The organism is Marinobacter sp. MIT930201 (genome assembly GCF_047122665.1).
In the GTDB taxonomy this organism is placed as follows: Bacteria; Pseudomonadota; Gammaproteobacteria; order Pseudomonadales; family Oleiphilaceae; genus Marinobacter; species Marinobacter salarius.
Genome location: NZ_CP138916.1, coordinates 179469 through 204039 on the forward strand (window position 1 = coordinate 179469; position 24571 = coordinate 204039).

General features: G+C 58.2%; 26 protein-coding genes and 1 pseudogene. 15 read left to right on the plus strand and 12 right to left on the minus strand.

Going from position 1 to position 24571, the window contains the following annotated elements:
- Positions 1-70: 70 nt before the first annotated feature.
- From SIC19_RS00830 to SIC19_RS00855, 6 genes are all read left to right on the plus strand, one after another.
- Complete coding sequence (locus SIC19_RS00830; protein ID WP_412535560.1) at positions 71-1030, plus strand: DNA glycosylase AlkZ-like family protein; 960 nt, start codon at positions 71-73, stop codon at positions 1028-1030.
- 69 nt (positions 1031-1099) lie between these two features.
- Positions 1100-1642 (plus strand): DinB family protein, encoded by a 543-nt coding sequence (locus SIC19_RS00835; RefSeq protein ID WP_127401072.1) that lies wholly within the window; start codon positions 1100-1102, stop codon positions 1640-1642.
- Positions 1643-1820: 178 nt separating this feature from the next.
- Entirely contained in the window at positions 1821-2729 is a 909-nt protein-coding gene (locus tag SIC19_RS00840) for a hypothetical protein (RefSeq protein WP_127401070.1), read from the plus strand.
- 25 nt (positions 2730-2754) lie between these two features.
- Positions 2755-3207, plus strand: a complete 453-nt coding sequence (locus SIC19_RS00845; RefSeq protein WP_127401068.1) for a GNAT family N-acetyltransferase — start codon at positions 2755-2757, stop codon at positions 3205-3207.
- On the plus strand, positions 3204-3500 hold the full coding sequence (locus SIC19_RS00850; protein WP_085680962.1) for a hypothetical protein: 297 nt from the start codon (positions 3204-3206) through the stop codon (positions 3498-3500). Before SIC19_RS00845 ends, SIC19_RS00850 begins: the two co-directional genes overlap by 4 nt.
- 3 nt (positions 3501-3503) lie before the next feature.
- The gene (locus SIC19_RS00855) at positions 3504-3734 is read left to right on the plus strand and encodes a DUF2798 domain-containing protein (protein ID WP_036208309.1); all 231 of its coding nucleotides are present in this window, start codon (positions 3504-3506) and stop codon (positions 3732-3734) included.
- 15 nt (positions 3735-3749) lie between these two features.
- On the opposite strand, the gene SIC19_RS00860 is transcribed toward SIC19_RS00855, so the two are convergent.
- Positions 3750-4925 (minus strand): DUF418 domain-containing protein, encoded by a 1176-nt coding sequence (locus SIC19_RS00860; protein ID WP_127401066.1) that lies wholly within the window; start codon positions 4923-4925, stop codon positions 3750-3752.
- A 193-nt stretch (positions 4926-5118) separates the two neighbouring features.
- Here SIC19_RS00860 and SIC19_RS00865 point away from each other — a divergent pair, with 193 nt between their 5' ends.
- Together SIC19_RS00865 and SIC19_RS00870 are read left to right on the plus strand one after the other, a co-directional pair.
- On the plus strand, positions 5119-6180 hold the full coding sequence (locus SIC19_RS00865) for a serine hydrolase (protein ID WP_127401064.1): 1062 nt from the start codon (positions 5119-5121) through the stop codon (positions 6178-6180).
- Between the two features lie 78 nt (positions 6181-6258).
- Complete coding sequence (locus SIC19_RS00870) at positions 6259-7005, plus strand: SDR family oxidoreductase (protein ID WP_075196886.1); 747 nt, start codon at positions 6259-6261, stop codon at positions 7003-7005.
- Between the two features lie 8 nt (positions 7006-7013).
- On the opposite strand, the gene SIC19_RS00875 is transcribed toward SIC19_RS00870, so the two are convergent.
- Together SIC19_RS00875 and SIC19_RS00880 are read right to left on the minus strand one after the other, a co-directional pair.
- On the minus strand, positions 7014-9581 hold the full coding sequence (locus SIC19_RS00875) for an ABC transporter permease (protein ID WP_228712234.1): 2568 nt from the start codon (positions 9579-9581) through the stop codon (positions 7014-7016).
- Positions 9571-10242 carry an ABC transporter ATP-binding protein gene (locus SIC19_RS00880; RefSeq protein ID WP_199448396.1) on the minus strand — a complete coding sequence of 224 codons (672 nt, stop codon included), beginning with the start codon at positions 10240-10242 and terminating at the stop codon, positions 9571-9573. The genes SIC19_RS00875 and SIC19_RS00880 overlap by 11 nt, the downstream gene beginning before the upstream one ends.
- 198 nt (positions 10243-10440) lie before the next feature.
- On the opposite strand from SIC19_RS00880, the pseudogene SIC19_RS00885 reads away from it, so the two are divergent.
- Positions 10441-10704, plus strand: a pseudogene (locus SIC19_RS00885) (DksA/TraR family C4-type zinc finger protein); the annotation flags it as partial.
- A 117-nt stretch (positions 10705-10821) separates the two neighbouring features.
- On the opposite strand, the gene SIC19_RS00890 reads toward SIC19_RS00885, so the two are convergent.
- Complete coding sequence (locus SIC19_RS00890) at positions 10822-12000, minus strand: magnesium transporter (RefSeq protein WP_227664032.1); 1179 nt, start codon at positions 11998-12000, stop codon at positions 10822-10824.
- Positions 12001-12088: 88 nt separating this feature from the next.
- Positions 12089-12319 (minus strand): hypothetical protein, encoded by a 231-nt coding sequence (locus tag SIC19_RS00895; protein ID WP_007154336.1) that lies wholly within the window; start codon positions 12317-12319, stop codon positions 12089-12091.
- Between the two features lie 118 nt (positions 12320-12437).
- Between SIC19_RS00895 and SIC19_RS00900 the strand changes: the two genes are divergently transcribed.
- Genes SIC19_RS00900 through SIC19_RS00915 form a run of 4 tightly spaced genes read left to right on the plus strand, consistent with a single transcriptional unit; the run spans position 12438 to position 15540 of the window.
- The gene (locus tag SIC19_RS00900) at positions 12438-13394 is read left to right on the plus strand and encodes a LysR family transcriptional regulator (RefSeq protein ID WP_075196889.1); all 957 of its coding nucleotides are present in this window, start codon (positions 12438-12440) and stop codon (positions 13392-13394) included.
- Positions 13395-13440: 46 nt separating this feature from the next.
- The gene (locus SIC19_RS00905; RefSeq protein ID WP_127401058.1) at positions 13441-14265 is read left to right on the plus strand and encodes a haloacid dehalogenase-like hydrolase; all 825 of its coding nucleotides are present in this window, start codon (positions 13441-13443) and stop codon (positions 14263-14265) included.
- A gap of 51 nt (positions 14266-14316) precedes the next feature.
- Complete coding sequence (locus tag SIC19_RS00910; protein WP_127401056.1) at positions 14317-14649, plus strand: YnfA family protein; 333 nt, start codon at positions 14317-14319, stop codon at positions 14647-14649.
- 24 nt (positions 14650-14673) lie between these two features.
- Positions 14674-15540 carry an AraC family transcriptional regulator gene (locus tag SIC19_RS00915; RefSeq protein ID WP_127401054.1) on the plus strand — a complete coding sequence of 289 codons (867 nt, stop codon included), beginning with the start codon at positions 14674-14676 and terminating at the stop codon, positions 15538-15540.
- Here the strand turns inward: SIC19_RS00915 and SIC19_RS00920 are convergent.
- The 4 genes from SIC19_RS00920 to SIC19_RS00935 form a co-directional block, all read right to left on the minus strand.
- Positions 15499-16092: a LysE family translocator gene (locus tag SIC19_RS00920; protein WP_127401053.1), complete on the minus strand. Its 594-nt coding sequence runs from the start codon at positions 16090-16092 to the stop codon at positions 15499-15501. The two genes, SIC19_RS00915 and SIC19_RS00920, sit on opposite strands and share 42 nt — an antisense overlap.
- Positions 16093-16217: 125 nt before the next feature.
- The gene (locus tag SIC19_RS00925) at positions 16218-17291 is read right to left on the minus strand and encodes a class I SAM-dependent methyltransferase (protein ID WP_127401051.1); all 1074 of its coding nucleotides are present in this window, start codon (positions 17289-17291) and stop codon (positions 16218-16220) included.
- A 153-nt stretch (positions 17292-17444) separates the two neighbouring features.
- Positions 17445-18476 carry an AraC family transcriptional regulator gene (locus SIC19_RS00930; RefSeq protein ID WP_127401049.1) on the minus strand — a complete coding sequence of 344 codons (1032 nt, stop codon included), beginning with the start codon at positions 18474-18476 and terminating at the stop codon, positions 17445-17447.
- Between the two features lie 92 nt (positions 18477-18568).
- Entirely contained in the window at positions 18569-19483 is a 915-nt protein-coding gene (locus SIC19_RS00935; protein WP_127401047.1) for a pirin family protein, read from the minus strand.
- A gap of 134 nt (positions 19484-19617) precedes the next feature.
- Here SIC19_RS00935 and SIC19_RS00940 point away from each other — a divergent pair, with 134 nt between their 5' ends.
- A complete protein-coding gene (locus SIC19_RS00940) occupies positions 19618-20313 on the plus strand; it encodes an aspartate/glutamate racemase family protein (protein WP_127401045.1) in 696 nt (231 codons plus the stop codon).
- 17 nt (positions 20314-20330) lie between these two features.
- On the opposite strand, the gene SIC19_RS00945 is transcribed toward SIC19_RS00940, so the two are convergent.
- A complete protein-coding gene (locus SIC19_RS00945; RefSeq protein ID WP_127401043.1) occupies positions 20331-21476 on the minus strand; it encodes an arylamine N-acetyltransferase family protein in 1146 nt (381 codons plus the stop codon).
- 310 nt (positions 21477-21786) lie between these two features.
- Between SIC19_RS00945 and SIC19_RS00950 the strand changes: the two genes are divergently transcribed.
- A complete protein-coding gene (locus SIC19_RS00950; RefSeq protein ID WP_091641968.1) occupies positions 21787-23079 on the plus strand; it encodes a cation:proton antiporter in 1293 nt (430 codons plus the stop codon).
- A 30-nt stretch (positions 23080-23109) separates the two neighbouring features.
- On the opposite strand, the gene SIC19_RS00955 is transcribed toward SIC19_RS00950, so the two are convergent.
- Both SIC19_RS00955 and SIC19_RS00960 read right to left on the minus strand, forming a co-directional pair.
- Positions 23110-23988, minus strand: a complete 879-nt coding sequence (locus tag SIC19_RS00955; protein ID WP_127401041.1) for an alpha/beta fold hydrolase — start codon at positions 23986-23988, stop codon at positions 23110-23112.
- Positions 23989-24028: 40 nt separating this feature from the next.
- Positions 24029-24442, minus strand: coding sequence for a MarR family winged helix-turn-helix transcriptional regulator (locus SIC19_RS00960; RefSeq protein ID WP_126812940.1), 414 nt, complete (start codon positions 24440-24442; stop codon positions 24029-24031).
- Between the last annotated feature and the right edge of the window lie 129 nt (positions 24443-24571).

The following is a 24571-nucleotide window of genomic DNA, read 5'->3' on the forward strand; positions in this document are numbered from 1 at the left end:
GGCACGTGCGATTAATAAACTGGGTTTTGTCCAGCTCGACCCAATACGAGCGCCGGCACGGGCGCAGGATTTGACGCTCCGCCATCGTGTTATCGACTACCAGGCGGGTGACCTGGAGGCTCGCTACCCGCGCCTGGCGGTCGAGGAAGATTTCTTTATCAACTACGGGGTTCTTCCCCGTACCACGCAGCGCCTTATGCACCCGCGCACGGCGCGCACCGAGTGGCCACGCTCACGCTGGGAACAGGCGCAGGCGGTGCAGGAATTTGTGCAAAGCCGTGGTGTCGTTCACCCGCGCGAGGTGGACTCAGCCTTCGAGCATGGCACCACCAAGAATTGGTTCGGCGGTAATAGCCGTGCCAGTACGCAGCTCTTGGACGGCATGCATTATCGTGGGCTGCTGCGTGTGGCAAAGCGCGAAGCCGGGGTACGCCTGTATGCGCCGCCGCTCGCTGATGAGCTCGACGCGGTGAACCCGGATACCACACTGGACGCATTGGTCGACGTAGCAGTCGCAAAGTATGCCCCGCTGCCTGCGGCTACGCTCAGCCGCCTGGTAACGAGCGTGAGTTCTTCAGCGGTCCCGCAGTGGCGCGAGCGTCGTCGTGAAGCACTCGCGCGTGCAAAGGCTCGCCTGCCCCAGGCGACAGTCGATGGCTGTCGCTGGTTTTGGCCCATCGGCGAGAATCCTGGCAGTCGCCGCTTTGCGAGTGACAATGTGCTGGATGACCGCCTGCGCCTACTGGCGCCCTTCGATCCTTTAGTTTGGGACCGCGATCGCTTTGAGCGTTTCTGGGGCTGGGCCTACCGTTTTGAGGCCTACACTCCGGCACCAAAACGGGTGCGTGGTTACTATGCACTACCTATGCTGTGGCGCGGTCATGTCATAGGCTGGGCTAATGCCGCCGTACGTGATGGGCAACTGGAGCTAGAGCCAGGGTACGTGCGCGGACATGCCCCAGACGACACCGCGTTCAATCCAGCGTTGCAGGACGAGCGGGTACGCCTCGAGCGCTTTCTTTCGCTGTGAGGCTCGGTGTGCGTGCGTCAAATGAGAGCAGTGTACTTGAAGTGACACCCTCCACCAGGGAGAAGCCCGATGGGTCTGAAAGAACATTTCCAATTATTGGCCGCTTACAATCAGTGGATGAACGCAAAGGTCTACGAAGCGGCCGGTCGCCTCTCCGCCTCGGAGCTAACCAAGGACCGTGGGGCCTTCTTCGGCTCCATTCTGGGAACGCTCAATCACATCGTTGTGGCTGACACCCTATGGTTCAAACGTTTCGTGACCCACCCATCCTGCCTGGACTCATTTCAGGCTGTCGTTGATCTTGAAAACCCTAAGAGCCTGGATCAGATTGTCTTTGACGATCTGGACGGCTTGAAGGAACACCGGATCTGGCTGGATCGCCAGATAATCGAATGGACATCCCTGCTTTCAGAAGAGGACCTGGATTTTGTTCTCACCTACCACAACATGAAAGGTATTCCTGCCAGTAAGCGGTATTCAATCCTGGTTCTTCATTTCTTCAACCATCAAACCCACCACCGCGGGCAAGTTTCAACGTTGCTGTCGCAGATGGGTGTGGATGTTGGCGTTACCGACCTGTTGGAACGGATTCCGGATGAAACGCAGGTATAACCAAAGCCGGTCTTGAGGTGACTCCGGACTGGCGAACAGCCACGCTGGCCTCAGGATAGAAAATCACGTCTACACTCAAAGTGGTGAAGGGTTAGCTGCGCCCCAATGTAGGAGCAAGAAGTGCAGCACCATTCGTACTGGGAATAATCACGATTGGTAATGATTAAGGAAGAAAACAATGTCTGCCCAACTACTCAAGATTTGTCTGCCTGCCCTGCTTCTCCTAAGTGCCTGTGCTGTGAAAACCGGCGGCTTACCCGGAGATCCCGCCCATCTAAAAGTTGAGCCCAAGCTGTTCTGCCCGGGCGATGAAGTAACCGTCAGCTGGGATGTCGGCAATATCCCGCGTGATCGATCTCATTGCGTTGTTCTGGGCGAGGATTACACGTCCGACGCTAGCTGCGGCACCACGGCTGAATGCCCTACGGATGGCAGTTGCATTGATGGGTTTTGCTGTCCTTCCTCGTTTCCGACCGGCATTGCGCAATCCTGCCCGAACCATAATGGATGCTACCCGCCGTTCGAACTGACCGTTACCGCAGACACGCTCACGCTTACCCCACCGGTGAACAACGAGAACGAGGAATTAGCCGGCTCGCGGACCGTTATGCCCACCGCCACCACTACGTTCAACGGCCAGGTCAGCTTTGAAGGCGAAAACTACACCATGGCGGGAACCACAGAAGTAGTGCAGCTCACCCCGCCATCCACCCCGGTCTATGAGTTTCCGTTTGTGTGCACCGGTGCAAATCCGGGATGGCTACCGCTCGATCTTGATGAGGAATTTGGCTGGAGAGAGCGTCGATATGCCAGCGACAACGTGCGGGTTGTCAATGTGCGTAACACAACGGGCCACACCATCCAGCTACGTACGAACAACCCGGCAGTCGGCCCGGTCACGCTGGAACCGGGGCAACGCACTGACGCCTTTAATGGCCACCCGCAAGGAGAATGGTCTGCGAGCCTGTCTCCCAGTGACCCTGCTTCTCTTGTACCTCCGCGCTGCGGAGCCACTGACATTTCCGATCCTTGGCCCGACCTGCAGGTCGAAGCGACCTTGGAATGCGCGAATCCCGATATGGATTAGATTCATCACTCCGTAGGCATACTGAATGAATGTAGAAGTCTCGATCACAGAAGGAAGAACTGAGCACCTATCAGAGATACGCGGCCTGATCCTGGAATGGGGTTACTCCGTCAACGAATCCCAGGCTCGGGAATGGCTCATGGCATTACTGGAATCCCCGAGCCATCAGATATGGGTAGCTATTTCAGATGCCGCAGTGGTTGGGTGGGCGGTCGCCGAGAGGCGTATTTCTATCCGTGAGCTGTTTACCTCTGAGATCACTGGGCTGGTTGTGAGCGCCAATGTTCGACGGGCGGGTGTTGGGCGCTTGCTCGTTCAGGCTGTTGAAGACTGGTCCCGCGCCAAAGGGCTGTCACGGGTTGTGGTACGATCCAATGTGAGTCGTTCGGAGTCCCATGGGTTTTACCCGTCTATCGGTTTCGAGCATACAAAGACGACTCATGTTTATGTGAAAGATCTGGATGGGTCCACGCTATGAAGTGCATTTTCACCATACTTTTGGGCATAGGCCTTATTGGTTGTGCATCGCAGCAATCAGCCGTCGATCTGAAGAACTCGGATTCTGCCATCATTGGTGAAAAGCCCGAAGGTTATCCAAAAACCTTTATCAAACGCCTGCCTGATTTGCCCGGCTTTTGTATTGAGGTGACAGAAGACTGGAGAAAACATCCGTATCAGGGTGAGACGATCTGGCTGAAGGAAAAAACGATAAAGAGTCTGAACTGCCCTGGGGAACCCTTGCCGGGCTCTACCAATGTATTGAAGAGATAAAGAATGATTGACCGCAAATATCACAGAATCGTATTTTCGTTTTTCATGTCACTGTTGATGTCCTGCATCATGTCGCTGGTGATCAGCGTTTTTAACGTGGGGTGGACCAGCAATATCGTTTCAATCTGGCTGAATGCCTGGCTTTTTGCGTTTGTCGTCGCCTTTCCCACCATCATGCTGGTGTCGCCCGTGGTTCACAAGCTGGTCAGCCTGGCGTTGAAGGACGAGGCTTGATTTCTATTTCTATTTCTATGCCTCTGCTCGGAGCAACCTCGGCCGCTTGCGCTTCATCTGCCAGCGCCAGAGCCATTCCAGGGGCCCTTGGGTGAACAGCCGCAGCCAGACAGCGCTGAAGATCATCTGGGCGATGAAAAATACCGTTGAATACAGCATCAGCGCTGCGAGCGAGAGTGAGGCGAAGCGGTCGCCCCACATGCCATAGAACACGCAGATGCAGACGGCGGACTGCAGAATGTAGTTGGTGAGTGCCATACGACCGGTTGGCGCAAGGGCCGAGCGAACCGCCCCGGTCAAGTGCCCCCTGCCCCGCCACCAAAGCAGCAGAACGGCACCATAGCCCATGGCAAGCAACGGTGGAGCGCCTACACCGCCCAGCAAATTGACAACCCTGTGGGCCAGGCTCTCTTCACCCAGTTTGACCTCGGCCATGGCCAGGGCGGTGCCGACCACCAGGCCAACCAGTGCCACCACAATCAATAGCCGGACATGGCCCGAATTGCGCTCCGCCAGGTGCAGGCGGGCAGCAGCGGCGCCAAATAGAAACATCGCCATCACCCGTAGGGGGCGCAGGTGTTCAATCCGATCCAGAAACACGCTGACGCTGAGGTAGGCATTGGCTTCGACCACCTCCAGGTAACTCCCCCCACTCAGGGCTGGCACATTGTCCTGCAGCAGGCGCAGTGAAAGGCCGCTTCCGAGATCCGCCAACCCCAACTGGGGCTCGAACCAGAGTGCTACACCCGTGACTACCAGCAGGGCAACGCCGCAGGCAGCCAGCGTTGGAGCGCGAACGTTCAGGAAGGCCCCCAGGAAAAGCCCCATTACCCCGTACAGCATGAGGATGTCCCACGGGGATAGGAACAGAGAATGGGCGGTGCCAATAACCAGCAGCCCCAGCATTCGCCGCAAGTGATAGCGGACGGGGCTTTGCTGTACCCGCTGGGCCAGCATCATGAAGCTGTAACCAAACAGCAGGGAGAACAGGCTGTAGAACTTGGCCCGCACCAGGATGTCCAGCCAGGTGGCAATGGGTTCGTCCCATTCCGACCAGGTTAACGCTTGCCTTGTGTCAGCGGAGACGAACCCCCAGCCCGAGAACACCTGAATATTAATCAGCAGGATACCGAAGATGGCAAAGCCCCGAAGGGCATCCAGACCGTCAATACGTTCGCCTTTGCTCGCCATTTCGGATACTCCCTGCGCCGCAGTTGGGTTCTTTCCGTATAAACGCAACCTTCGCATATCAGGTTTAGCGGTAATAGATGAAGATCGCTTGAAGGCTACCGGATCGTAACTGGCGGTTCGTTGACAGCCGTCGGACTGTGCACGCAGCATTGGAACCCTTAGCATTTGTAACCCGGCGCAAACAGGGAGCCCCATGAATCTGCAACCTATCTTCTCGCAGGCCGGTGCGGCACTGTTGGCCCTCTTCGTTCTCAGCCTGGGTTCTGTGGCCCAGGCCGATGACTGGTCCCCGACTCTGCAGAAAGAAATCGAACGCATTGACCGAACCTTCTCTGGCGATCTCGGGGTCTACATCCGTCATCTGGGTACGGGCCAGAAGGTTTCTCATAACATCGACCAGGACTGGTATCTGGCCTCTACCGTCAAAATTCCGCTAGCCATCGTATTGATGCAACGTGCCGAGAACGAAGGCCTGGATCTGGAGCAGAAACTCACTCTCCGGGCTGCAGATTATGTGGATGGCACTGGAGATCTGCTCTGGGTGGACCCCGGTGCCCGTTACAGCCTGGAAGAGCTCAACAGACGCTCTATTGTCGACAGTGACAGCACAGCAACCGACATGTTGATACGTTTTCTTGGCGAGAAATCATTCGGAGAGGATGTGGCACGGCTGGTTCCCGAAGGGCTGGGGCCGATTACCACGATCCTCCAGGTGCGCTACGACGCATACAGGGAAGTTCACCCCAGTGTTTCGGTGCTGACCAATCGTGATTTCATCGATCTGAAAACCGCCCGCACCTACCAGGCGCGGTACGATATGTTGCTGGAAAAACTCAACATTACTGCAAGAGAGGCGGATGCCAAAGGCGTGCGTGAAGCCTTTGAGCGCTATTACCAGCGGGGAATCAACTCAGGCAGTCTCGAAGCCTTCGGGGCATTGCTGGAGCAACTGGTCAGGGGCGAACTGTTGAATGACGCCCACACGGACCAATTGCTGGGGTATCTATCCGAAATAACCACGGGTGATCACCGGATTGCAGGGGGCTTGCCAGCGGGCACCCATTTCGCCCACAAAACCGGCACCCAGGTGGCCCGCTCCTGCGATATCGGCCTGCTCAACCCCCAGGCACCCGATGAAGCGGTTATCGTCGCGGTTTGCGCACGCGATTATGCAGCCCTGTCGGAAGCGGAAAGAGCCTATCAGGCGATTGGCAATGCGCTGCATGAGTCGGGGCTAACGGGAACCGTAGATTAAGGCGCGTCACCCAATTCCAAACTCACCCAATCATGCTAGGCTGATCTCAAACAACTCGAACCAGCCAAGGCACAACCAATGAGAAAGAACATTCTGATTACCGGTGCCAGCACCGGCCTCGGTGAAGGCATGGCCCGCGAATGGGCCGCCAAGGGCTGCAATCTTGCGCTCTGTGCGCGGCGGGCGGATAAGCTGGAAGCATTACAGCGGGAATTACAGCAGGCCTACCCCGATATTCGGGTGCTGGTCCGCGGCCTGGACGTGTGCGACTACGAGCAGGTGTTCGAGGTATTCCGGGGCTTTCGGGAAGAGCTGGGCGGCCTTGACCGCGTGGTGGTGAATGCAGGTATTGGCAGCTCCCAGCCGATTGGGCGCGGGCACTTTGCCGCCAACCGGCAGACGGCGGAAACCAACTTCATCGCCGCCATTGCCCAGAGCGAGGCGGCGATGGAGATTTTCCGGGAACAGAACAGTGGGCATCTGGTACTGATGTCGTCAGTCAGCGGTGTTCGCGGCTTCCGTGGCCCTATCAACGTCTACGCAGCCACCAAGGCCGCCGTAGCGTCACTGGCTGAAGGCCTGCAACTGGACACCAAGGGCAAGCCCATCAACGTCAGCAACATCATGCCGGGCTACATCCTCACCGACATCAACCGCGATACCAAGAACGCCCCCTTCCGGGTGGATCTGGAAACCGGCGTAAAAGCTCTGGTGAAAGCGATCGATTCCGAGGTACGCCGCGCCTATGTGCCCTGGTGGCCCTGGACACCGCTCAGTTACGTGTTAAAGGCCCTGCCCTTTGGGTTATTTGCGAGGGCGATGTAACCAGTCAATTACCCATCCCGCAACAGAACCGCCGGATTCAGCCGCATCGCCCTCAACGTAGGCAGCAATCCTCCCAGCAACGCCAGCGCGCTGACGACGCCGGCCACCAGTGCGCCGATCCACCACAGATCTCCCGCTGGCAGTTTGAGCGCCAGGTCTGCCACCGGCAGCGCGATCAGCGAACCCAGCGCCGTGGCAAACACCGTTGCGAGAAAGGTCAGCAAGCCGGTTTCCAGCAGCATGGAGTTCCGGATGGCCTGGTGCCTGGCACCGAGACAATGCAGCAGGTTGGCCTCGTAGAGTTGGCGCCTGCGGCTGACGCTGACCACGCTGGACAACACCAACAGGCTTGCCAGCAGGCTGACGGACGCAACCGCCGCAAGGCCAGCGGCTGCCTTGTTGAGCAGGTCTCCCGCCGTTTCAAGCCAGTCCGCCGTGCGCAGCGTGATGACGTTGGGAATGTTGCCGGCCAGCCATTGCTGCGATTCCTTGGCGGCGGTGTCGCTCTGGTAGACCGCGCCGACGTACAGGCTGATCAGTCCATCCAGGGCGCCTTGCTGCAGAACGCCTTCAAACCAGAATCGGGTCTGTAGGCCTTTCTGGCGGTAGATGGCCCGGATTTCGACGATAATCGGCTGGTCCTGGGCCGTGAACTCAATCCGGTCGCCCACCGTTAGCCCGAGTGCGTTGGCTTCACGGTCTTCCATCGCCATGTAGGCCGGCTCCCCTTCCGGGGCCGGAGTGCTCCACCAATTGCCTTTTACCAGCTCAAGGCCTTCCGGATTTCGCGCCAGGTAGGTGAGCTTGTATTCGTCACCCATGGCTTCGCGCCTGGCTCGGGGGTCGTCAGCGAGCGCGTCTGCGATGGGCTCTTCATTGATGGCGGCCATTCGGGCGCGAACCAGTGGCAGAAGCTCCGTTCTGCTGGACGGGTCCAGCGATTCAAGGCCGGACGTGAGCGGCTCCATCTGGTCCGGGAACACTTCATAGAGGATGAGCGCGGGGGATTCCGCCGGGATCGTGGTTTCCAGCGCTCTCAAAAGTGTGGTGACCATCAGGGTACAGGCCACCACCAGGGTCAACGCGGTGCCGAGCGACAACAACGTTGCCCTCAGTGGCGAATCCGGCCGGTGGAGGTTGGCGAGCGCCAGCCGCCGGGCGAACTTGCGGTCAGCAAAGCCACTGTTTTCCAGCGCTTTGGCTCCTCGCCGCAGCCCTTTGATGATGCCCTCCAGCAAGGCCCAGAGTACGACCACCGCCAGCAGGAACAGGAATCCCAGTTGCGGCGACGGCAACCAGAACAAGGTGGCGCTGATATAGATCGCCAGCAGCACGTAGCTCGCGATCCGCCATGTGCGGGGTTCGTTACGGGCGGCCTGTACCTGCCCCCGGAACAGCCCAGCCGGTGACGCGGCAAGGGCCCTGGCCAGGGCCGGCAGCGCGAACACGTAGGCTGTGAGTACTGCAAACAGCCAGCTCAGCAGCAAGGGAACAAACCACAGGGATAACCAGCCCCCTGCCCCTTCGGGCCCGGACAGCGCGTAGGCGTCGCCCGCGAGGGATATCGCCACCGCGGAAAACCCCAATCCGATTCCGCCACCGATCAGGCCAGCCAGGCTGCCCAGCAGTCCGATCTGCAACAGGTAAATGGCCACCAAGGGTTTTCGGCGCAGGCCCAGCGTCTGCAGGGTGGCGATGGTACCCAGTTTTTCATCCAGGTAGGCGTGTATGCTGTTGGCGACACCGACGCCGCCAATAAACAGCGTGGTGAAGGCAATCAGGATGAGCGCTGTGGCAATCTGGTCCAGCCGTTCGGCGATGCGTTGGCTGCGCTCGGCGAAGGTGGTGGTATCCCAGTTTGGTTCCGGGAATGCCTGTTCGAAGTCCGCCAGCCACGTATCCAGGTTCTGGTCGGTCTTCACCCGGTATTCGTAGTCCACGCGGCTGCCTGGCCGGATCAGTTCCGTCGCCTCGACCGCCTGTTCGGAAATCATGATGGGCAGGCCACGCCAGTTGGCATTCAGGCGACGGTCCGGCTGTTTCTGGATCAGGCCGCTGATGCGAAAGGTGGCCGCGCCGATCTCGATCTGGTCCCCGATGGTCTGGCCCAGGCGCTCGGCCAGCAAGGGGTCGATCACGGCGCCCCATCGGCCATCCTTGCGTGCGGTTAGCTCGGCACGCGACTGATCCGGCGTTAGCTGCAACTCACCGTAGAGCGGATAGGCCTCATCCGGAATCAGGATCTCGGCGCGAAAGAAGCCGTCACCGCTTTCGCCACTGACAATCGTGTCGAACTCCCGAACCAGCGAAAGAGTCCCGGTGCGCCCTACCCAATCGATCACGTCACTTGGTAACGGCTCACTGGCATCGAGCTCCACATCGCCACCCAATAACATGCGGGTATCCGCCAGCAGGCTCTGCTCGATCACCCGGTAGAGGCTGGCCGTAGCGGCCACCAGGGTAACGCCGAGGATAAGGCAGGCGAGAAAGACCTTGAGCGCAGAGATGCGCGATCGCAGATCGGTGATCGCGAATTTGAGCATCCACAGCGGCTTTGTCTGAGCGTTACGCTTCATAAAGGCGCCCACCATCCATCCGGACCCGGTGCTGGCAGCGCTCCGCGACACGTTCGTCGTGGGTCACCAGCACCAGGGTGGATTTGCTTTCCTTGTGGAGGTCGAACAGCAGCGAGAGTACTTTTTCTCCTGTGGCATGGTCCAGGTTGCCGGTGGGCTCATCGCCCAGCAGCAGACTTGGCTGGTGCACCAGTGCCCTTGCGATCGCGACACGCTGTTGCTCACCCCCGGAAAGCTGTCCTGGATAATGCTGCAGCCGGTGGGTAAGGCCGACCGCCTCCAGCATCGAAAGGGCCTGCTCGCGGGCATCCGACTGCCCGGCGATTTCCAGCGGCAGACTAACGTTCCCAAGTGCCGTCAGGCCCGGCAACAAATGAAAGGACTGAAAGATGATGCCCAGGTGTTCGCTTCGCCAGTCGGCCAATGCGTTGGCATCCATCTCGCCCAGGCGCTGGTTGCCTACGAGGATCTCTCCACTGGTCGGGCGCTGGAGCCCGGATAGCAACAGAAGCAGCGAGGTTTTCCCACTTCCGGAGGGGCCAGTAATCGCCAGTGTGTCGCCGGGCGGGATCGTGAGTGAAGCGTTGTTGAGCACCGCGACGGTGCCTGACTCAGTTGGGTAGGTAAGGTTAATGTCGCTTATCTGGACGCTGGTGGACACAAAGGCACCTTTCTTTTTAAATAACAGAATGTAGCTTGCACGGCGATTATGACGATAGCGGGCAGCCGCACAGAAGCTGAAAAATGATTGACAGTGATTCAACGTCATTGAGAGTACGAGCAGTTTTCCAGACTAGCGCACCGTACGAAACGGGTCAGACGCAGTTTTACACGACTTTTGCAAAGATGGGAGAGCGCTATGGCAGGTGGTTGGTCCCGGGATGGCGCCGTTCAGGATCAGATCGACGCGAGCGTAGACGACGAGGTGCAGCGCGCACGCAGCCAACTGGTGAGCGGCGAGAGTGCCACCCATTGCGAGGAGTGTGACAGTGCGATTCCGGAAGCGCGCCGCAAAGCGATTCCCGGGGTTCAACTTTGCGTTGCGTGTCAGTCTAGTCTTGAAAAACACGAAACGTCTCATGGTGGTATCAATCGCCGTGGCAGCAAGGACAGTCAGCTGCGCTGGTTCAAGAAATACGGCATCCGTAAACGTGAAGCTGGCGTGCTTTTCCCGCTTGAAAGGAACTCTTCAAAGTACCCGCATAGTGATGAAAAGTGAGCCTGTCCTCAGACAACGTGGTTACAGCACCAACGAGGTTGCAAGGAACAGCATCAGGCCCATACCGATAATGTCGGTGAACGTTGTCAAAAAGATGCTGCTCGCAGTGGCTGGGTCGGCGCCGAACCGTTTGAGCACCAACGGCACCGCCACCCCGAAGATACCGCTGCCCATGCAGGCGCCGACCATGGCGATGAAGATAACGAGGCCGAGCATGGCCGGGTTAGCGGAATCGGTGGACAAGGCATAAGCAAACATCGCAATACCGGCAATGACGCCAACGGCAGCGCCATTGAGTGCGCCCAGTAGAACTTCCTTGCGCAGCAATCGCCGGATTGGATAGTCATTGATCTGCCCCAGGGTGATGCCCCTCAGGGTAATGGCCAGCGCCTGACAGCCGGTGTTGCCGCTTTGCCCGGCAAGAACCGGCAGGAAGGCCGCTAAGGCAACAATCTGGGCGATGGTGCTCTCGAACATGCCGACTACGAAGGCAGCAGCGAACGCGGTAATCAGATTCACCTGCAGCCAGGGGTGGCGCATGCGAAACGCCGCCAGCACCGGTGTGTTGATCTGTTCTTCCTTTGCCACACCGTATTGGGAACCGGCCTGGGCACTGAGTTCCGATGCGATGCGTTCGTAGAGCTTCCAACCCCGCACCTCGCCCACCACGTGCTGCTGCTCGTCCACCACCGGGTACATGCGGTAGTGTCGGTAGAGCACTTCACTGACTGCATCCTTCACCAGCGTGCCTTCCTGGAACGCAAACGGCTCTCGCACCATAATGGTAGCCAGCGCCTCAGAGGGTTTGGCCAGAATCAGGTCCCGCATGCCGACCACACCCACCAGGCAGTCATTATCCGTCACGAAAATGTAGCTAATCTCCGAAACATCGGCGCTTTTCACCATGAAGGTCAGCGCCTCCGCCACGGTGTAGCTGTCCGGTAATGTTGCTGTTACCGGCGTCATCAGTTCGCCGACGGTTTCTTCCATGCCGGAAAGCACTGCGCGGGTCGCCGCTTCTTCCGGTGCGGACAGATCTCCGAGATGTGAAGCGATGACCTGTGCCTGTTCCGCAGGCAATCGCGAAAGGATGAACTGAATATCGTCCACGGGTGACTGCATCAGCTCTTCAGCGGCATCCAGCGGATTGAGATCGCGCATACGCTCAATCCGCTCGATCAATTCCATATTCTGGGTCATTTCGCGCTCCGACATCAGTGCCTGTTATATGACTATAGCAACACTGACCGATCAGCACCGGTTGGCGTGCCGCAGCCGGAGCGTTCTTCTAGTGCAGACGTAGCAGCCGGTTCAGGCCCCGGATCATCGCCCGCATGAGGTCTCGACGCGCCCTGCGCTGATCCCGCTTCACTTGCTCAAGATTGACGCCTCCCATCCCATCGCGATATCTGAGCGGTATGCTGCTCCGGTGCAACTCTTTTGCATTACCGTCTGCCGGCTCGCGGAAAGCCAGCGAATTGCCACCGCTAAGGTAGGTCTTTTCTGCTGAGATCAACATGTCTCTATCCTCCCTGGCGCCGCACCTTGTGGCGGATCGCACTGGTTGTCGTATGAGTTCAGGTACATGCTAAACTTGTTCTAAACTGCAAACTATTCCCTAGAACCGAGAACAGACTTTGCAAAAACGAACAGATAAACAACCCAAAAAATCGCCCACCGCCTCCGCGAGAACACGGAGCAATCTGGCGTGGAATGACTTTGAACTGGTGCTCGCCATTGCTACTTCTGGCTCGCTCTCTGGCGCGTCTCGGGCGTTGGGCGTGAGCCACGCTACGGTGTTCCGGCGGCTGGGCGATGTTGAGCAGCGCCTTGGGGTGATTCTCTTTGAGAGAGGCCGCACAGGTTATCGGCCCACACTGGCAGGGGAAGAACTCGCAGACACGGCAAAGGTCATGGACGAGGCCGCCCTGGCCGCCGAACGCAAGGTGGCCGGCCGTGACCTGGAGCCCAGTGGCGAGATCTGGACCACCACAACGGACTCTCTTCTGATGGGCGTGCTGGCACCGTTGTTCACGCAGTTCCGGCACAAATACCCAGGCATTGTGTTGGATGTTGCGGTGTCCAATCAGTTGTTCAATCTCACACGTCGGGAGGCGGACGTGGCTATACGCCCCTCCAACCGTCCACCGGAAAACCTGATTGGCCGGCCACTGACCACCCTCGGCCAGGCTGTCTATGCTCACAAAGACCTCGGCCTGACGCCGGGAACCTCCATAGAGGCCCTTGCCAGTGAGCCCTGGATTGGCGCCGGGCCGAGGCTTCAGGATTCCTCCGTGGACCAGTGGATGGATAACCACGCGCTGAAGCAGGCCTGTGTTTACCGTGTGGATACCCTGGTGAGCATCCTCAGCGCCATTCGCTCCCGCATGGGGCTGGCCGTGATGCCCTGCTATCTCGCGGACGAGGACCCGGACATCGTTCAACTCACCGACCCCATTCCAGAGCTGGAATACGGCCTGTGGTTTCTGATGCATCCGGACCTGCGAGGCGTGGTGAGGATTCATGCGCTGATGGATTTTCTGACAGAGGCCGTCCGCGCCCAGAAAAATCGCCTGGCCGGGCGTCGTTTGTAATAACCGGCTACGCTGATGTCATCCATGGAAAGAAGGCACAAAGACAATGCAATGCGCTCTGATCTATGACTTCGACGGCACCCTTGCCAAAGGCAACTGCGCCGAACACGGCCTGATGCCGGCCTTGGGTTTGAACGAGCATTCCGACTTCTGGCCGGAAGTGAATCGCAAGAACCGTGAGCGGGACGGCGATGAGATACTCACCTACCTCGGCGAACTGGCCAAGCGCGCCCGCGATGAGGGCAAGCAGGATGAGCTGAAACCGGAGAGACTACAGGCCTACGGAAAGTCCATCCCCCTGTTCCCCGGGGTCGTGGACTGGTTTGACGCCATCAACTGCTTCGCCAGCGACCAGGGTATTGCCCTGAGCCATTACATTGTCTCCAGTGGGCTGGAAGAGATGATTCGCGGCACGCCGGTGGCGAAGCATTTTAAGAAGATTTTTGGGTGCCGCTATCACTATGATGAAGCCACAGGGCATGCCAAGTGGCCCGCTGTAGCCATCGATTACACCACAAAAACCCAGTACCTTTTCCGCATTAACAAAGGCATCGAAAACAGCTGGGACAACGTCACCATTAACGAATACATTGAACCCGGTGAACGCCCCGTGCCCTTCGACCACATGATCTATTTCGGCGACGGTGACACCGATATCCCGGCAATGAAAATGGTGAAGGCGCAGGGCGGGTGCAGTCTAGCGGTGTTCGACGGTGACAAATGGGGCGACGGCAATACCCAGAATAAGATCGAAAAGCTTATCTCCGAAGAGCGGGCCAACTACGTGGTACGGGGTGATTACACATCCGGCAGCCAGCTGGATGTAACGGTTCGAGGTATACTCAGGCTGTACAAGCGGAAGCATGGCTAAATGAACGCGGAGAAAGCCGCCGACTGATACTGAACGGGAAACAGCAGCGTGATGCCAGAATTGAAAACCGTCGGCCTCTTTTTAGTGACCGCCCTGGCCGAGATCGTCGGCTGCTACCTGCCCTATCTGTGGCTGCGGGAAGGCAAGACCATCTGGCTGCTGATCCCCGGCGCCCTGAGCCTGGCCGCGTTCGCCTGGTTGTTATCGCTGCACCCGACGGCCGCTGGCCGGGTGTACGCAGCCTATGGTGGTGTTTATATCTTTATGGCGATACTTTGGTTATGGGCCGTGGATGGCGTTCGGCCAACGGTCTGGGATCTGGTGGGCACGGCTGTGGCTTTAACGGGCATGGCCATCATTATGTTTGCGCCCAGGAGCACGTAACGCACTGAGGATATGATGGCGGGCATGACCAACACCACCGTGAGTAAACCCATTTTCTGGCGCGATGCCCGACTGCCCCATGTGGAATTACGCAAGGTCAGCGACGGACGCCAAGTCTGTTATGCCCCTCACAGCCATACGCAATGGTCCATTGGCGCTATTACCGGCGGCGAAAGCACCTATCAGTATCGGGAGGATCTTTTCCATGTTCGCGCTGGTGATCTGGTACTGATGAACCCGGAGTGGGTTCATTCATGCAACCCCATCGACAACCAGCCCTGGGCCTACCTGATGCTGTATGTGGATACCGGATGGCTGACGGATCTGCGGTTTCGGGCCGGGCTGCTGCCAACCCCACACTGGCAGGACATTGCCACTGCAACCCTCTCGGAGCCCATCTGGTATGAACGCTACTGCCGCATGGCAGAGTGCCTTCTGGATGCTCAGCGTGCCCTTCTCGAAAAGCAGACCGAGGTGGTGGAGTTCCTGTCAGACCTGATGCATGAATTGGCCCGGCAACCGGTGGTGCAGCAACCAAAGGCGCCGGATGCCCTGACTGAGCTGGCACGCTATCTGGACAACCACATGGCAGAAGACGTATCGCTGGATACGCTCTGTGAAATTTCCGGTTACAGCGCCGGCCACCTGATCCGGGCGTTCAGGCAATATTTCGGGCTTACGCCCCATGCCTATCTTCTCAACCGCCGCATCCAGCTAGGGCGCCTTGAGCTCGCCAACGGCACCCCTATCGCCGAGGCCGCACTGAACGCAGGCTTCGCCGACCAGCCTCATTTCCAGCGCACGTTCAAACGGCTGATGGCGGCAACGCCGAATCAGTATCGACAGTCCTCAACCAGTCACCAGATACAGGCAGCTGATCGCAAGCAATAAAGCCAGGGTCCGGTTGATGGTCACCAGCACCGCAGGCCGCTGCACGTATCGCCGCAGGAAAGCCCCCGCATACACCCAGCACGCCAGGGACAACCAACAAATCGGCAGGTAGAGCGACGCAAACAGCAGGATCTGCTTCAGGTCGTGGGCGCTGGTATAGGCGCCGATGCCAGACGCCGAGGCCAGCCAGGCTTTGGGGTTCAGCCACTGCATGATTGCCCCGGTGCCGAAGCCCGGCGCCTTATCAACACCTGTTTCCGGTAGCTGGCCGCTGTCCATGGCCAGCTTTATACTCAGATAAAGCAGGAATGCGACACCGCCCCATCGCAACAACGTCTCCAGCATCGGCACCATGGTCAGCAGCGAATAGAGCCCCAGCCCTACGGCAACGAACAGTGCGATGAAGCCCAGGGTTGCACCGGTTACGAAGATCAGCCCCCGGGAAACCGGATAGCGGATGCCACTGCTCAGACAAACAAGGTTGACCGGCCCCGGGGAAATGGACGCCGCCAACGCAAACGCGGACATGGGCAGAATCAGGGAAAGGCTCATGGATGGTATTCTCCGTTCAGGTTATGAGCGGAGTTTGCCCCGAACACTGAAGCCGGTATTGAACAAAATTGCGGTTCGCGAAAAGGTTCCAGGCGATATTTCCCCTGGAACCTCATGCACCGAGTTCAGGCGCGCGCTTCCAGAACAATGTTGAACGGAGTTTCCGCCGCTCTGCGGACCTTGCGGAAACCGCCTTCTTTGATTACTTCTGTCAGCTTTCGCTCTCCCGCCTGAGCGCCGAGCGCGAGACCAGTCTTCTGTGCCAGGGCTGTGGGCACACAGATACTGGTGGATGCTGCGTAGAAAAGCCGCCCTACCGGGTTGAAGTTATCACTGAGTTCGTCGGCGGCCATTGGTTCAACCACCATCCAGGTGCCATCCGGTTTGAGTTTTTCGAACACATGGGCGGCCGTACCCGCTGGGTCTCCCATGTCGTGCAGGGCATCAAAACAGGTTACCAGATCGAAATCGCCTTCCTCGAAATCACTCGCCGTCGCCTGTTCAAAGCGCACTCGGCCGGGGTCAAGGCCCTGTTCTTCACGGTGTGCATTGGCAGCGTCAATGGAGCCCCCATGGAAGTCGAACCCCACAAACGTCGAGTTGGGAAACGCCGCTGCCATCAACAGAGTGGAGTGGCCATGGCCGCAGCCAAGATCGGCAACCCGAGCTCCGCGCTGCAATTTCTCTACCACACCATCCAGGGCGGGCAACCAGCTCTGAACCAGGTTGTGCACGTAGCCTGGACGAAAGAACTTGGCAACGGCACAGAACATACATTGAGCCTGGTCACCCCAGGCAACGCCTTCACCTGTGCGGAACGCAGCACGCACCTTTGGTTCGTTCTCAAATGTAGTAAAGGCATTTTCGAAGCCCCCAATCATGTAAACCGGGCTGTTTTCATCTGCGAATACCATCGCCTGCTCCGGAGGCAATCGGAAACGCCTGGTTGCCTGGTTGTAGTCCAGGTAAGTCGAGGCCGCCTGATGGGCCAGCCATTCCCGTAGATAGCGCTCGGAATAGCCGGTTCTCTCGGCGAGCTCAGACGAGGTTGCCGGCCCGCCACTTTGTAGCTCCCGATACAGGCCTAGCCGATCACCCATCTTGACCAGGGCGGCGCTGTAGGCGCCACCAAGGTCTCCAAGAACCTGCCCGACAAAGGCATTGAGTTTGTTTTCATCAAAAACTTGAGTTGCTTCCATGATCGTTCTCCCGGATTTCGTGGAGGTATGAGGTTGTCGTGGCGACGAACCTACTCTCTTCCCTGAGGAAAACCGGGCACGCAGCTCACATGACCATAGTGGAGGTATTCCGGTTCGGGCAAAATGATCATCCGCCCGGCAAGCATGACTGATCTACCGGAGTTCATGGAACGACCTCTCCCGGCGCCAGGTCGCCGGGGCTTGTCCAACGGCACGCTTGAACGAGCGACTGAACGCTTCTTCCGACTCGTAACCCACTTTATGGGCGATGGTGGCCAGCTTGGCGTTACTTTCAACCAATAGGTTGGACGCCACCTGCATCCGCCAGCATCGAAGATACTGCATGGGTGGCCGCCCAATCAGTTCAACGAAACGCTCCTGCAGCGCCGAGCGCGAAAGGCCGGCATGACTCGAGAGCTTTTCCAGGGTCCAGGCTTCCGCCGGCTGGCTGTGCATCAGGCTGAGAACCCGGCTCAGGTGCCGATCCTTCAAGGCCGCGAGCCATCCGGTCTGCGTTTTCGGCATCGTGCTCAGGTAAAGCCGGATAAGATCCACAAACATCATTTCACTCATCCGTTCCAGAACGGCTTCACCACCGGGCCGTCTCGCGCCAGATTCGGCTTGCGCAAGCCTGGCCAACTGGCCGGTCCAGCTGTTTTCAGACAACTCGCTGGCCCGAGCATGGATAATCCGTGGTAATGACGTGAGCAAAGGATTGAAGGGGCCGAGATCGCATCCCAGAAAGCCGCACAACAGCGTGGCAACTGGCTGGGACATGTCGGTTCCGTCATGAGGAGTGGCCGGACGCACGCGTTTGTTGTCCTGCTGGTGCACCATAAACGGTAAGCCGGCACGCCGTTTGAGATTTGCAATCAGGAATGGAAGGTCGGGCTCCGCCCTGAGTCCGGGAGCACAGGACATCACATGGGCATCACCATGGGGAAAGAGAATGACATCCCCGGCGTTCATTTCAAACGATGGCTCCCCCGTTATGCCTGCCCAACAGGTGCCATGCAGCACAACATGGTATTCCATCAGGTGCTCAGAGGCCGGCAGGACGGTGCCAGAAATCAAGACCGAGGCGGGCGCCTCAATCACCCAGGTACCTGCACATTCAACGTGAAAGAACAGTGCTCCGCGCAGGCGAATACGACGAAGCAATCCGGAAAGCACATCCTCGCTCATGACAGTTGCTCCGACCGCAATCCTGTTTCACAGACACGCGACTGCCTATCTGATCAAATTCCATTCAACCATAACCCGAACAGGAAAGCGCTTTATTCGTAAGGAATGAACTCCGCCTCATCCCCAACCACCTTATCGAACCGCCCTGCCCGCCAATCGTCCTTGGCCTGCTCGATTCGTTCTTTCCGGGACGATACAAAGTTCCATTCGATAAACCGGCGGCCTACCGGTTCACCGCCGATCACCGCGATGCGGGTGTCTTCCGTAGCGGTGACGGATACACCCGGTTCACGAGCAAACACAGTCATACTGTGCGCTGGCAATTCGGAGCCGTGGGCCGTCAGGCCGCCCTGGGCCACGTAAACAGCACGTTCGGGGGCGTCGGGCAGCTCGAGTGTCTGCCCGGCCTTGAGGGAGGCTTCCAGATATAGGGTGTCGCTGAATTGTCGCACCGGCGAAACCACACCATAGGCGCTACCGATCATAACCCGTACCGGGACATCCTGGATGGTGATCGCCGGGATGTCGTCACTTGGATAATGATGGAAAGCTGGCTCTGTCTCCTCGTGGTCTTCCGGCAGCGCCAGCCAGAGCTGCAGGCCATGCAGCCGGTGATCCTCTACTGTGATGCTCGGGCGTTCACGTTCAGAATGGGTGATGCCACGGCCGGCCACCATCAGGTTAATGTCGCCGGGGCGGATGGGCTGGAGGCTGCCGATGGAATCCCGATGGAGAATCTCGCCCTCGAACAGGTAGGTCACGGTTGCTATGCCAATGTGCGGATGCGGGCGCACATTGATGCCCTGCCCCGCCGAAAAATCCGCCGGCCCCATTTCATCAAAAAAGATCCAGGGGCCAACCATTTTCTGTTTTGCAGTCGGTAGCAGGCGGCGCACGGAGAAACCACCGAGATCCGTGATGCGAGGGCTCAGTATGGTTTGAATTGCACTGCAGGGTGCCTCGATAGCGTCGCAACGTTGTTCGGCAGACTCCAATACATTACTCACGGCACCGCTCCTATGCGTATGTTCAGGAAGTTCCACATTGCCCCGAATAATTGAGATGTTCAACTATCCAATACAGCGACGGACGTATTTGTTAGTCTCATCGTGTCTACCATTGTTAGAACAGGGAGCGTTTTATGAAAACCATTGGCCTTCTTGGCGGCATGAGTTGGGAATCCACTCAAACCTATTACCGGCTGATCAATGAGGGCGTGAAATCACGTCTGGGCGGATTGCATTCCGCAAAGCTGGTGCTCTATAGCGTGGACTTCGCGGAAATTGAAGCGCTTCAACACCAGGGAGACTGGCCGGCAACCGCCAGGATTCTTTCCGGCGCAGCGCTTTCCCTGGAGAACGCGGGAGCGGATTTTCTGATGATCGGCACCAACACCATGCACAAAGTAGCGCCGGAGATTGAAGAGGCTATCAACATCCCCCTGCTTCACATTGCCGATGCCACAGCGAAGGTGCTGACACAGGACAACATCCAGCGCGTGGGGCTCTTGGGTACACGGTTTACCATGGAGCAGGCCTTCTACCGCGAGCGCCTGGAAGCGGCTGGCATTGAGGTGGTCACACCGGATGCTCCCCAGCGGGCGGAGGTTCATCGGGTCATCTACGAAGAACTCTGCCAGGGCGAGATCCAGGCGCCTTCCCGGGAGGCGTATCTGGCCGTCATCAACTCACTGGCCGAGCAAGGTGCGCAAGCGGTCATCCTGGGATGCACGGAAATCGGCCTGCTGATCAAGCAGACCGATACCCCCGTCCCGCTGTATGACACAACGGCGATCCATGCAGCGCAGGCCGTGAATCAGGCCCTCACGGAGGACTGATTTCAGCAGGGGCCATGCTAGCGCTCGGTCAGCAAGGCAGCACGCTCAATCATTGGGCGCCAGTCCGGTTGCACCGGCAGTTGGAATGTATCCGCCAGCACCCGCTCTATACCATCTGCCTCCAGGACCTCCCGGTGAGTACGGCCATCGGAGTAACGGACCGTATAGCGGCCGTTCAGCAGTGTGTAGCGGGCCTCCGTGCTGGTGCGAGCCACCATCAGGTTTTTCCGGAAGTGTGAATCCGGGTGCTCAGAGGTGTACCAGTTGGCAACCTCGTAGTCACCTTCCAGACGGGGTTCGCTAGACAACTCGTAGACGGGCTTCCATTGCTCGTCTATCCACATCTGTAGCAGCATTCCCGGCCCGAACGGGATCAGCCGGAAAGTCTCGTGGGAAGTGGCCTGGGGTTCTATCGTGTCCATGCGGAGCGGCGTCGTGAGTACGCAGCCTCCAAAACCCACGTCCACCAGCCACGGCACGTTGTCCACAACAACCCTTAGCGCCATGTGAGAGTATGGCTGCGGGGCGGTCCCGGGCGCTGCATTCCAGCGTACACGGGCGGAAAGGCCTTCCACGTGGAAACCGATGGCCTCAAGCACTCTTTTGAACAGGCCATTGTGCTCAAAGCAGTAACCACCGCGCCTGCCATGGACCAGCTTGTCTTCTACGGCATCCGGGGCGATATCCACACCGCGCTCCAGCAGTACATCAATGGCCTCGAACGGGATGGCGTCCGGATGGCGCTGATGGAGTTCTTTGAGAGTCTCCAGGGTCGGTGCCACGGGCCCCTCACTACCGATGCGTGCCAGGTAAGGCTCCAGGTCCACATTCGGTGGGTACGAGCACTCCAGAGCCGTGGCAATCTCATAGACCGCAAAGGGGGCGTAGGTATCCAGGAAGCGCACATCGGCGTTGCGCTCCCGGAACTGTGCTTTGAGGGACTGGCCGGCTTCACCAAGAAGACCCCGCCCAAGAGCGATGAGATCATAATTCCGGGCGTCGTAACGCTCCGTTGCCTTCTCAGGCTCAGCCGTGCCCTGGGCATCGATACCCAGGGCCGTGAGTTCACCCAGCACCGCTTCCAGGACCGCCTCGGAACGCCCCAACACCAGAACACGTGCTCCGTTCAGGGAAATAGAGTCCTCCTTAACTGCTGTATTCATGCCGTTACCTCCCCATAAGGATTGTTAAGCCGGGCCTCACGGATGCTGCCATAGATAACGCCCACCTCAATGTCCTGGCTCATGATATTGGTCTCCTCGCTGTATTGTGGATGTGGTTATGGACGATAAGACCTAAACCTTAGTTTAGGTCAAGCCCCCGATTCACCGATACCCGCGGCCGCATCGGTAATTACTGAACCGTATAGGAAACTCGGGGCTTTCCGCTGGCAGAATTCCGGATAAGAGCGCATCGTTAGGAATCTCGATTACCGCGAGGCCTTTACTTCACCACTCTCTTACTGAGTTACCTATGACCACTGCTACCTGGTTTCTATTACTGGGCGCCCTTCTTCTGTTAGTGGGCTTTACGGCGTCCTACATCAAAAACGGGCCTGCCACGTCAGCCATTGTGTACCTGCTCGTCGGTTTTGTTGTCGGCCCGATGGGCTTTGGACTGTTCCACTTCAACCCACTTGAAGAATCCGCACTGCTGGAACTACTGACCGAAATAGCCGTGTTGATTTCGCTGTATTGCGCTGGCGTTAAAATGCCCGCCCCGGTGACCTTCAGGCGGTGGCGCAACCCCCTGAGACTGGCGGTTGTGTCGATGTCGCTGACCGTGGGTATTGTGGCGCTGTTTGGATACTTCTGGCTGGCCCTGCCCCTAGGCGCAGCCGTACTGCTTGGTGCCGTAGTGGCGCCCACCGATCCGGTGCTTGCCACCGAAGTACAGGTTCGGCATGCCGATGATCCTGACCGGCTGCGGTTTGCGCTAACCAGTGAAGCAGGAATGAACGACGGCAGCGCCTTTCCTTTCGTGATGCTGGGGCTCGGACTGTTAGGTTTGCATGATCTGGGAGATGTCGGGTGGCGATGGTTCGCGGTTGATGTTGTCTGGGCCAGCGGCGCGGGAATCGTCATCGGTATTGTGGCCGGCTGTCTGGTCGGCTGGCTGGTTCAGAAACTGCGCACCACGTTCACCCACTCCGAGTTTCTGGAAAGTTTCCTTGGGCTGGGCCTGATTGCGTTTGCCTATGGCATCAGTCTGCTGGTCAATGCCTGGGGATTTCTGGCGGTATTCAGCGCGGCAGTGGCATTGCGGCATACCGAACTGAAGCTGGCCGGTCTTAAGCAGTCCTATTCAGATGCAACGTCCGGAGAAACCTATCCGGGCGAGGCGCCGCTGGCCATCGCCCATGTGCATCAGAGCTCTCTGATATTCAACGAACATCTGGAGAGGCTGGCAGAAATCGTTCTGGTCCTGCTGATTGGCGGTTCCCTGTTCTGGGATTCATGGAGCTGGCGCGCGGTTGGTTTCGCCGCCTTTCTGTTCTTCGTCGCCCGCCCCATCAGTGTTCACCTTGGCCTGCTCGGCAGCAAGGCGCCGATCCGGTTGCGAAATCTCGCGGGTTGGTTCGGTGTGCGGGGCATTGGTTCTCTCTACTATCTGATGTACGCCATCCAACATGGGCTGCCGGAAAACATTGCCCTGGAGTTGATTCACCTGACCCTGGTGGTGGTCGCCCTGTCGATCCTGGTTCATGGCGTAAGCGTTAAACCGGCCATCGCTCGATTCTGGCGGGCGCGAAAATCGGCGCACTGAAGCGCCCGCCATAGTGAACATTCTGCTCGATCAACGAAGCAGTGGCAGCAACGTGTTTTGCCAGATCGACGTTTCATATTGCTCGCGGAACCACCCAAGATGGCCAATGCGACTTTCGCCAACCTCCTTCGGATGAACTCGGTGCATCGTGACAGCCGCGTGAGTGTAGAAACTGTGCAGTGAATCAACATTCCGCCGGGACATCATTTCGTCATCAGAGAAGGCGACGGCGGAAATGGGTACCTTTACCGCAGCGAACTGCTCGCGCAGTGCCCGGCCTTCTTTCCCCACCGCGTATTCGGGGTCGAGGCACCATTGCCGCCACTGGCGTATCACATTGGGCGGTAAGTCACCCACGATGTTCAGGCGCTTTCCGGGAAAATAGCCAAACATCCGCACACTGACAGGTGCCATGAAGTACCACAAAAACCAGGCAATGCGTTTGGTGGGTGGTGAATTCTCACGCCAATAGCCGCTGCCACAGGCGACGGTAACCGCGTGATCCAGATCGTTTACGTTCAGCGTCATACCCAGCAACTGGCCGCCGACGCTGTGCCCAATCCATTGAAGACGCTGCCCCGGGTAATGCTGACGGGCGAAGTCGATAACCGCCCGGCAGTCTTCACTCCCCCACTCCGTCACCTTGACCGGGCAATCCCGAAGATGGCTGTTCAGGGAGGCGCCCATACCGAAATAATCGAAGGTTATCGCGGTAAAGCCCTGGCTGCTCAGATAGCGTGCGAATTTCTCGTAGCAATGCTGCCCCACACCCATAGCGCCAGCTACGATGACGACCGAACTGGACTGAGCCGCAGGAAATACCCGAAGCTGGATTCGATGACCACCCGGTGTTGTGACGGGCACATCCTTTCTATTGGTTGGGGGTAATGAAGACTCCCTGGCACTCATGATAGTTCTCCTGATACTTGCCGAATACCTTGCCCTGGTGTCAGAAATCGTTGGCGAGATGATTGAGGAACTTAAGGATGACGGTCACTTCTTCGTCACTGAAACCCTCGGTCATACGATTGTTCAATTCCGTGATCAGCGGTTTGGCGCTCTCGATTTTCTCGCGCCCGACATCGGTGAGATACAGGCGGGATGCACGGCCATCCCTGTCACAGGTGCGTCTCTCCAACAGGCTCTTGTTCTCCATCCGCCCGGCCAGCCCCGTCAGCGCGGAACTGTTCAGGTGCAGGCTGTGGGCCAGGTCCTTCAGCAGACACCCCTCGTCACCCGCAACCAGCAACAGAGCCCCCACCTGGGTGACCGAAATACCCAGCGCTTCTTCGCTGCGCTGGTCAGCGTGTTTGTATACTCGATGGCGGGCCTTGTTCAGGAGATAGAAAAACCGTTTATCCATTAGTCACCCAGTTACTTCACATGTGAATCAAATATACTACACGTGTGAAATATCTGACAAGCCCGTCAACGCAGCGTTGGACATCCGGCGCAGTCAATTCCTATACTCGAAGTCCATTCCGCTGGAAGA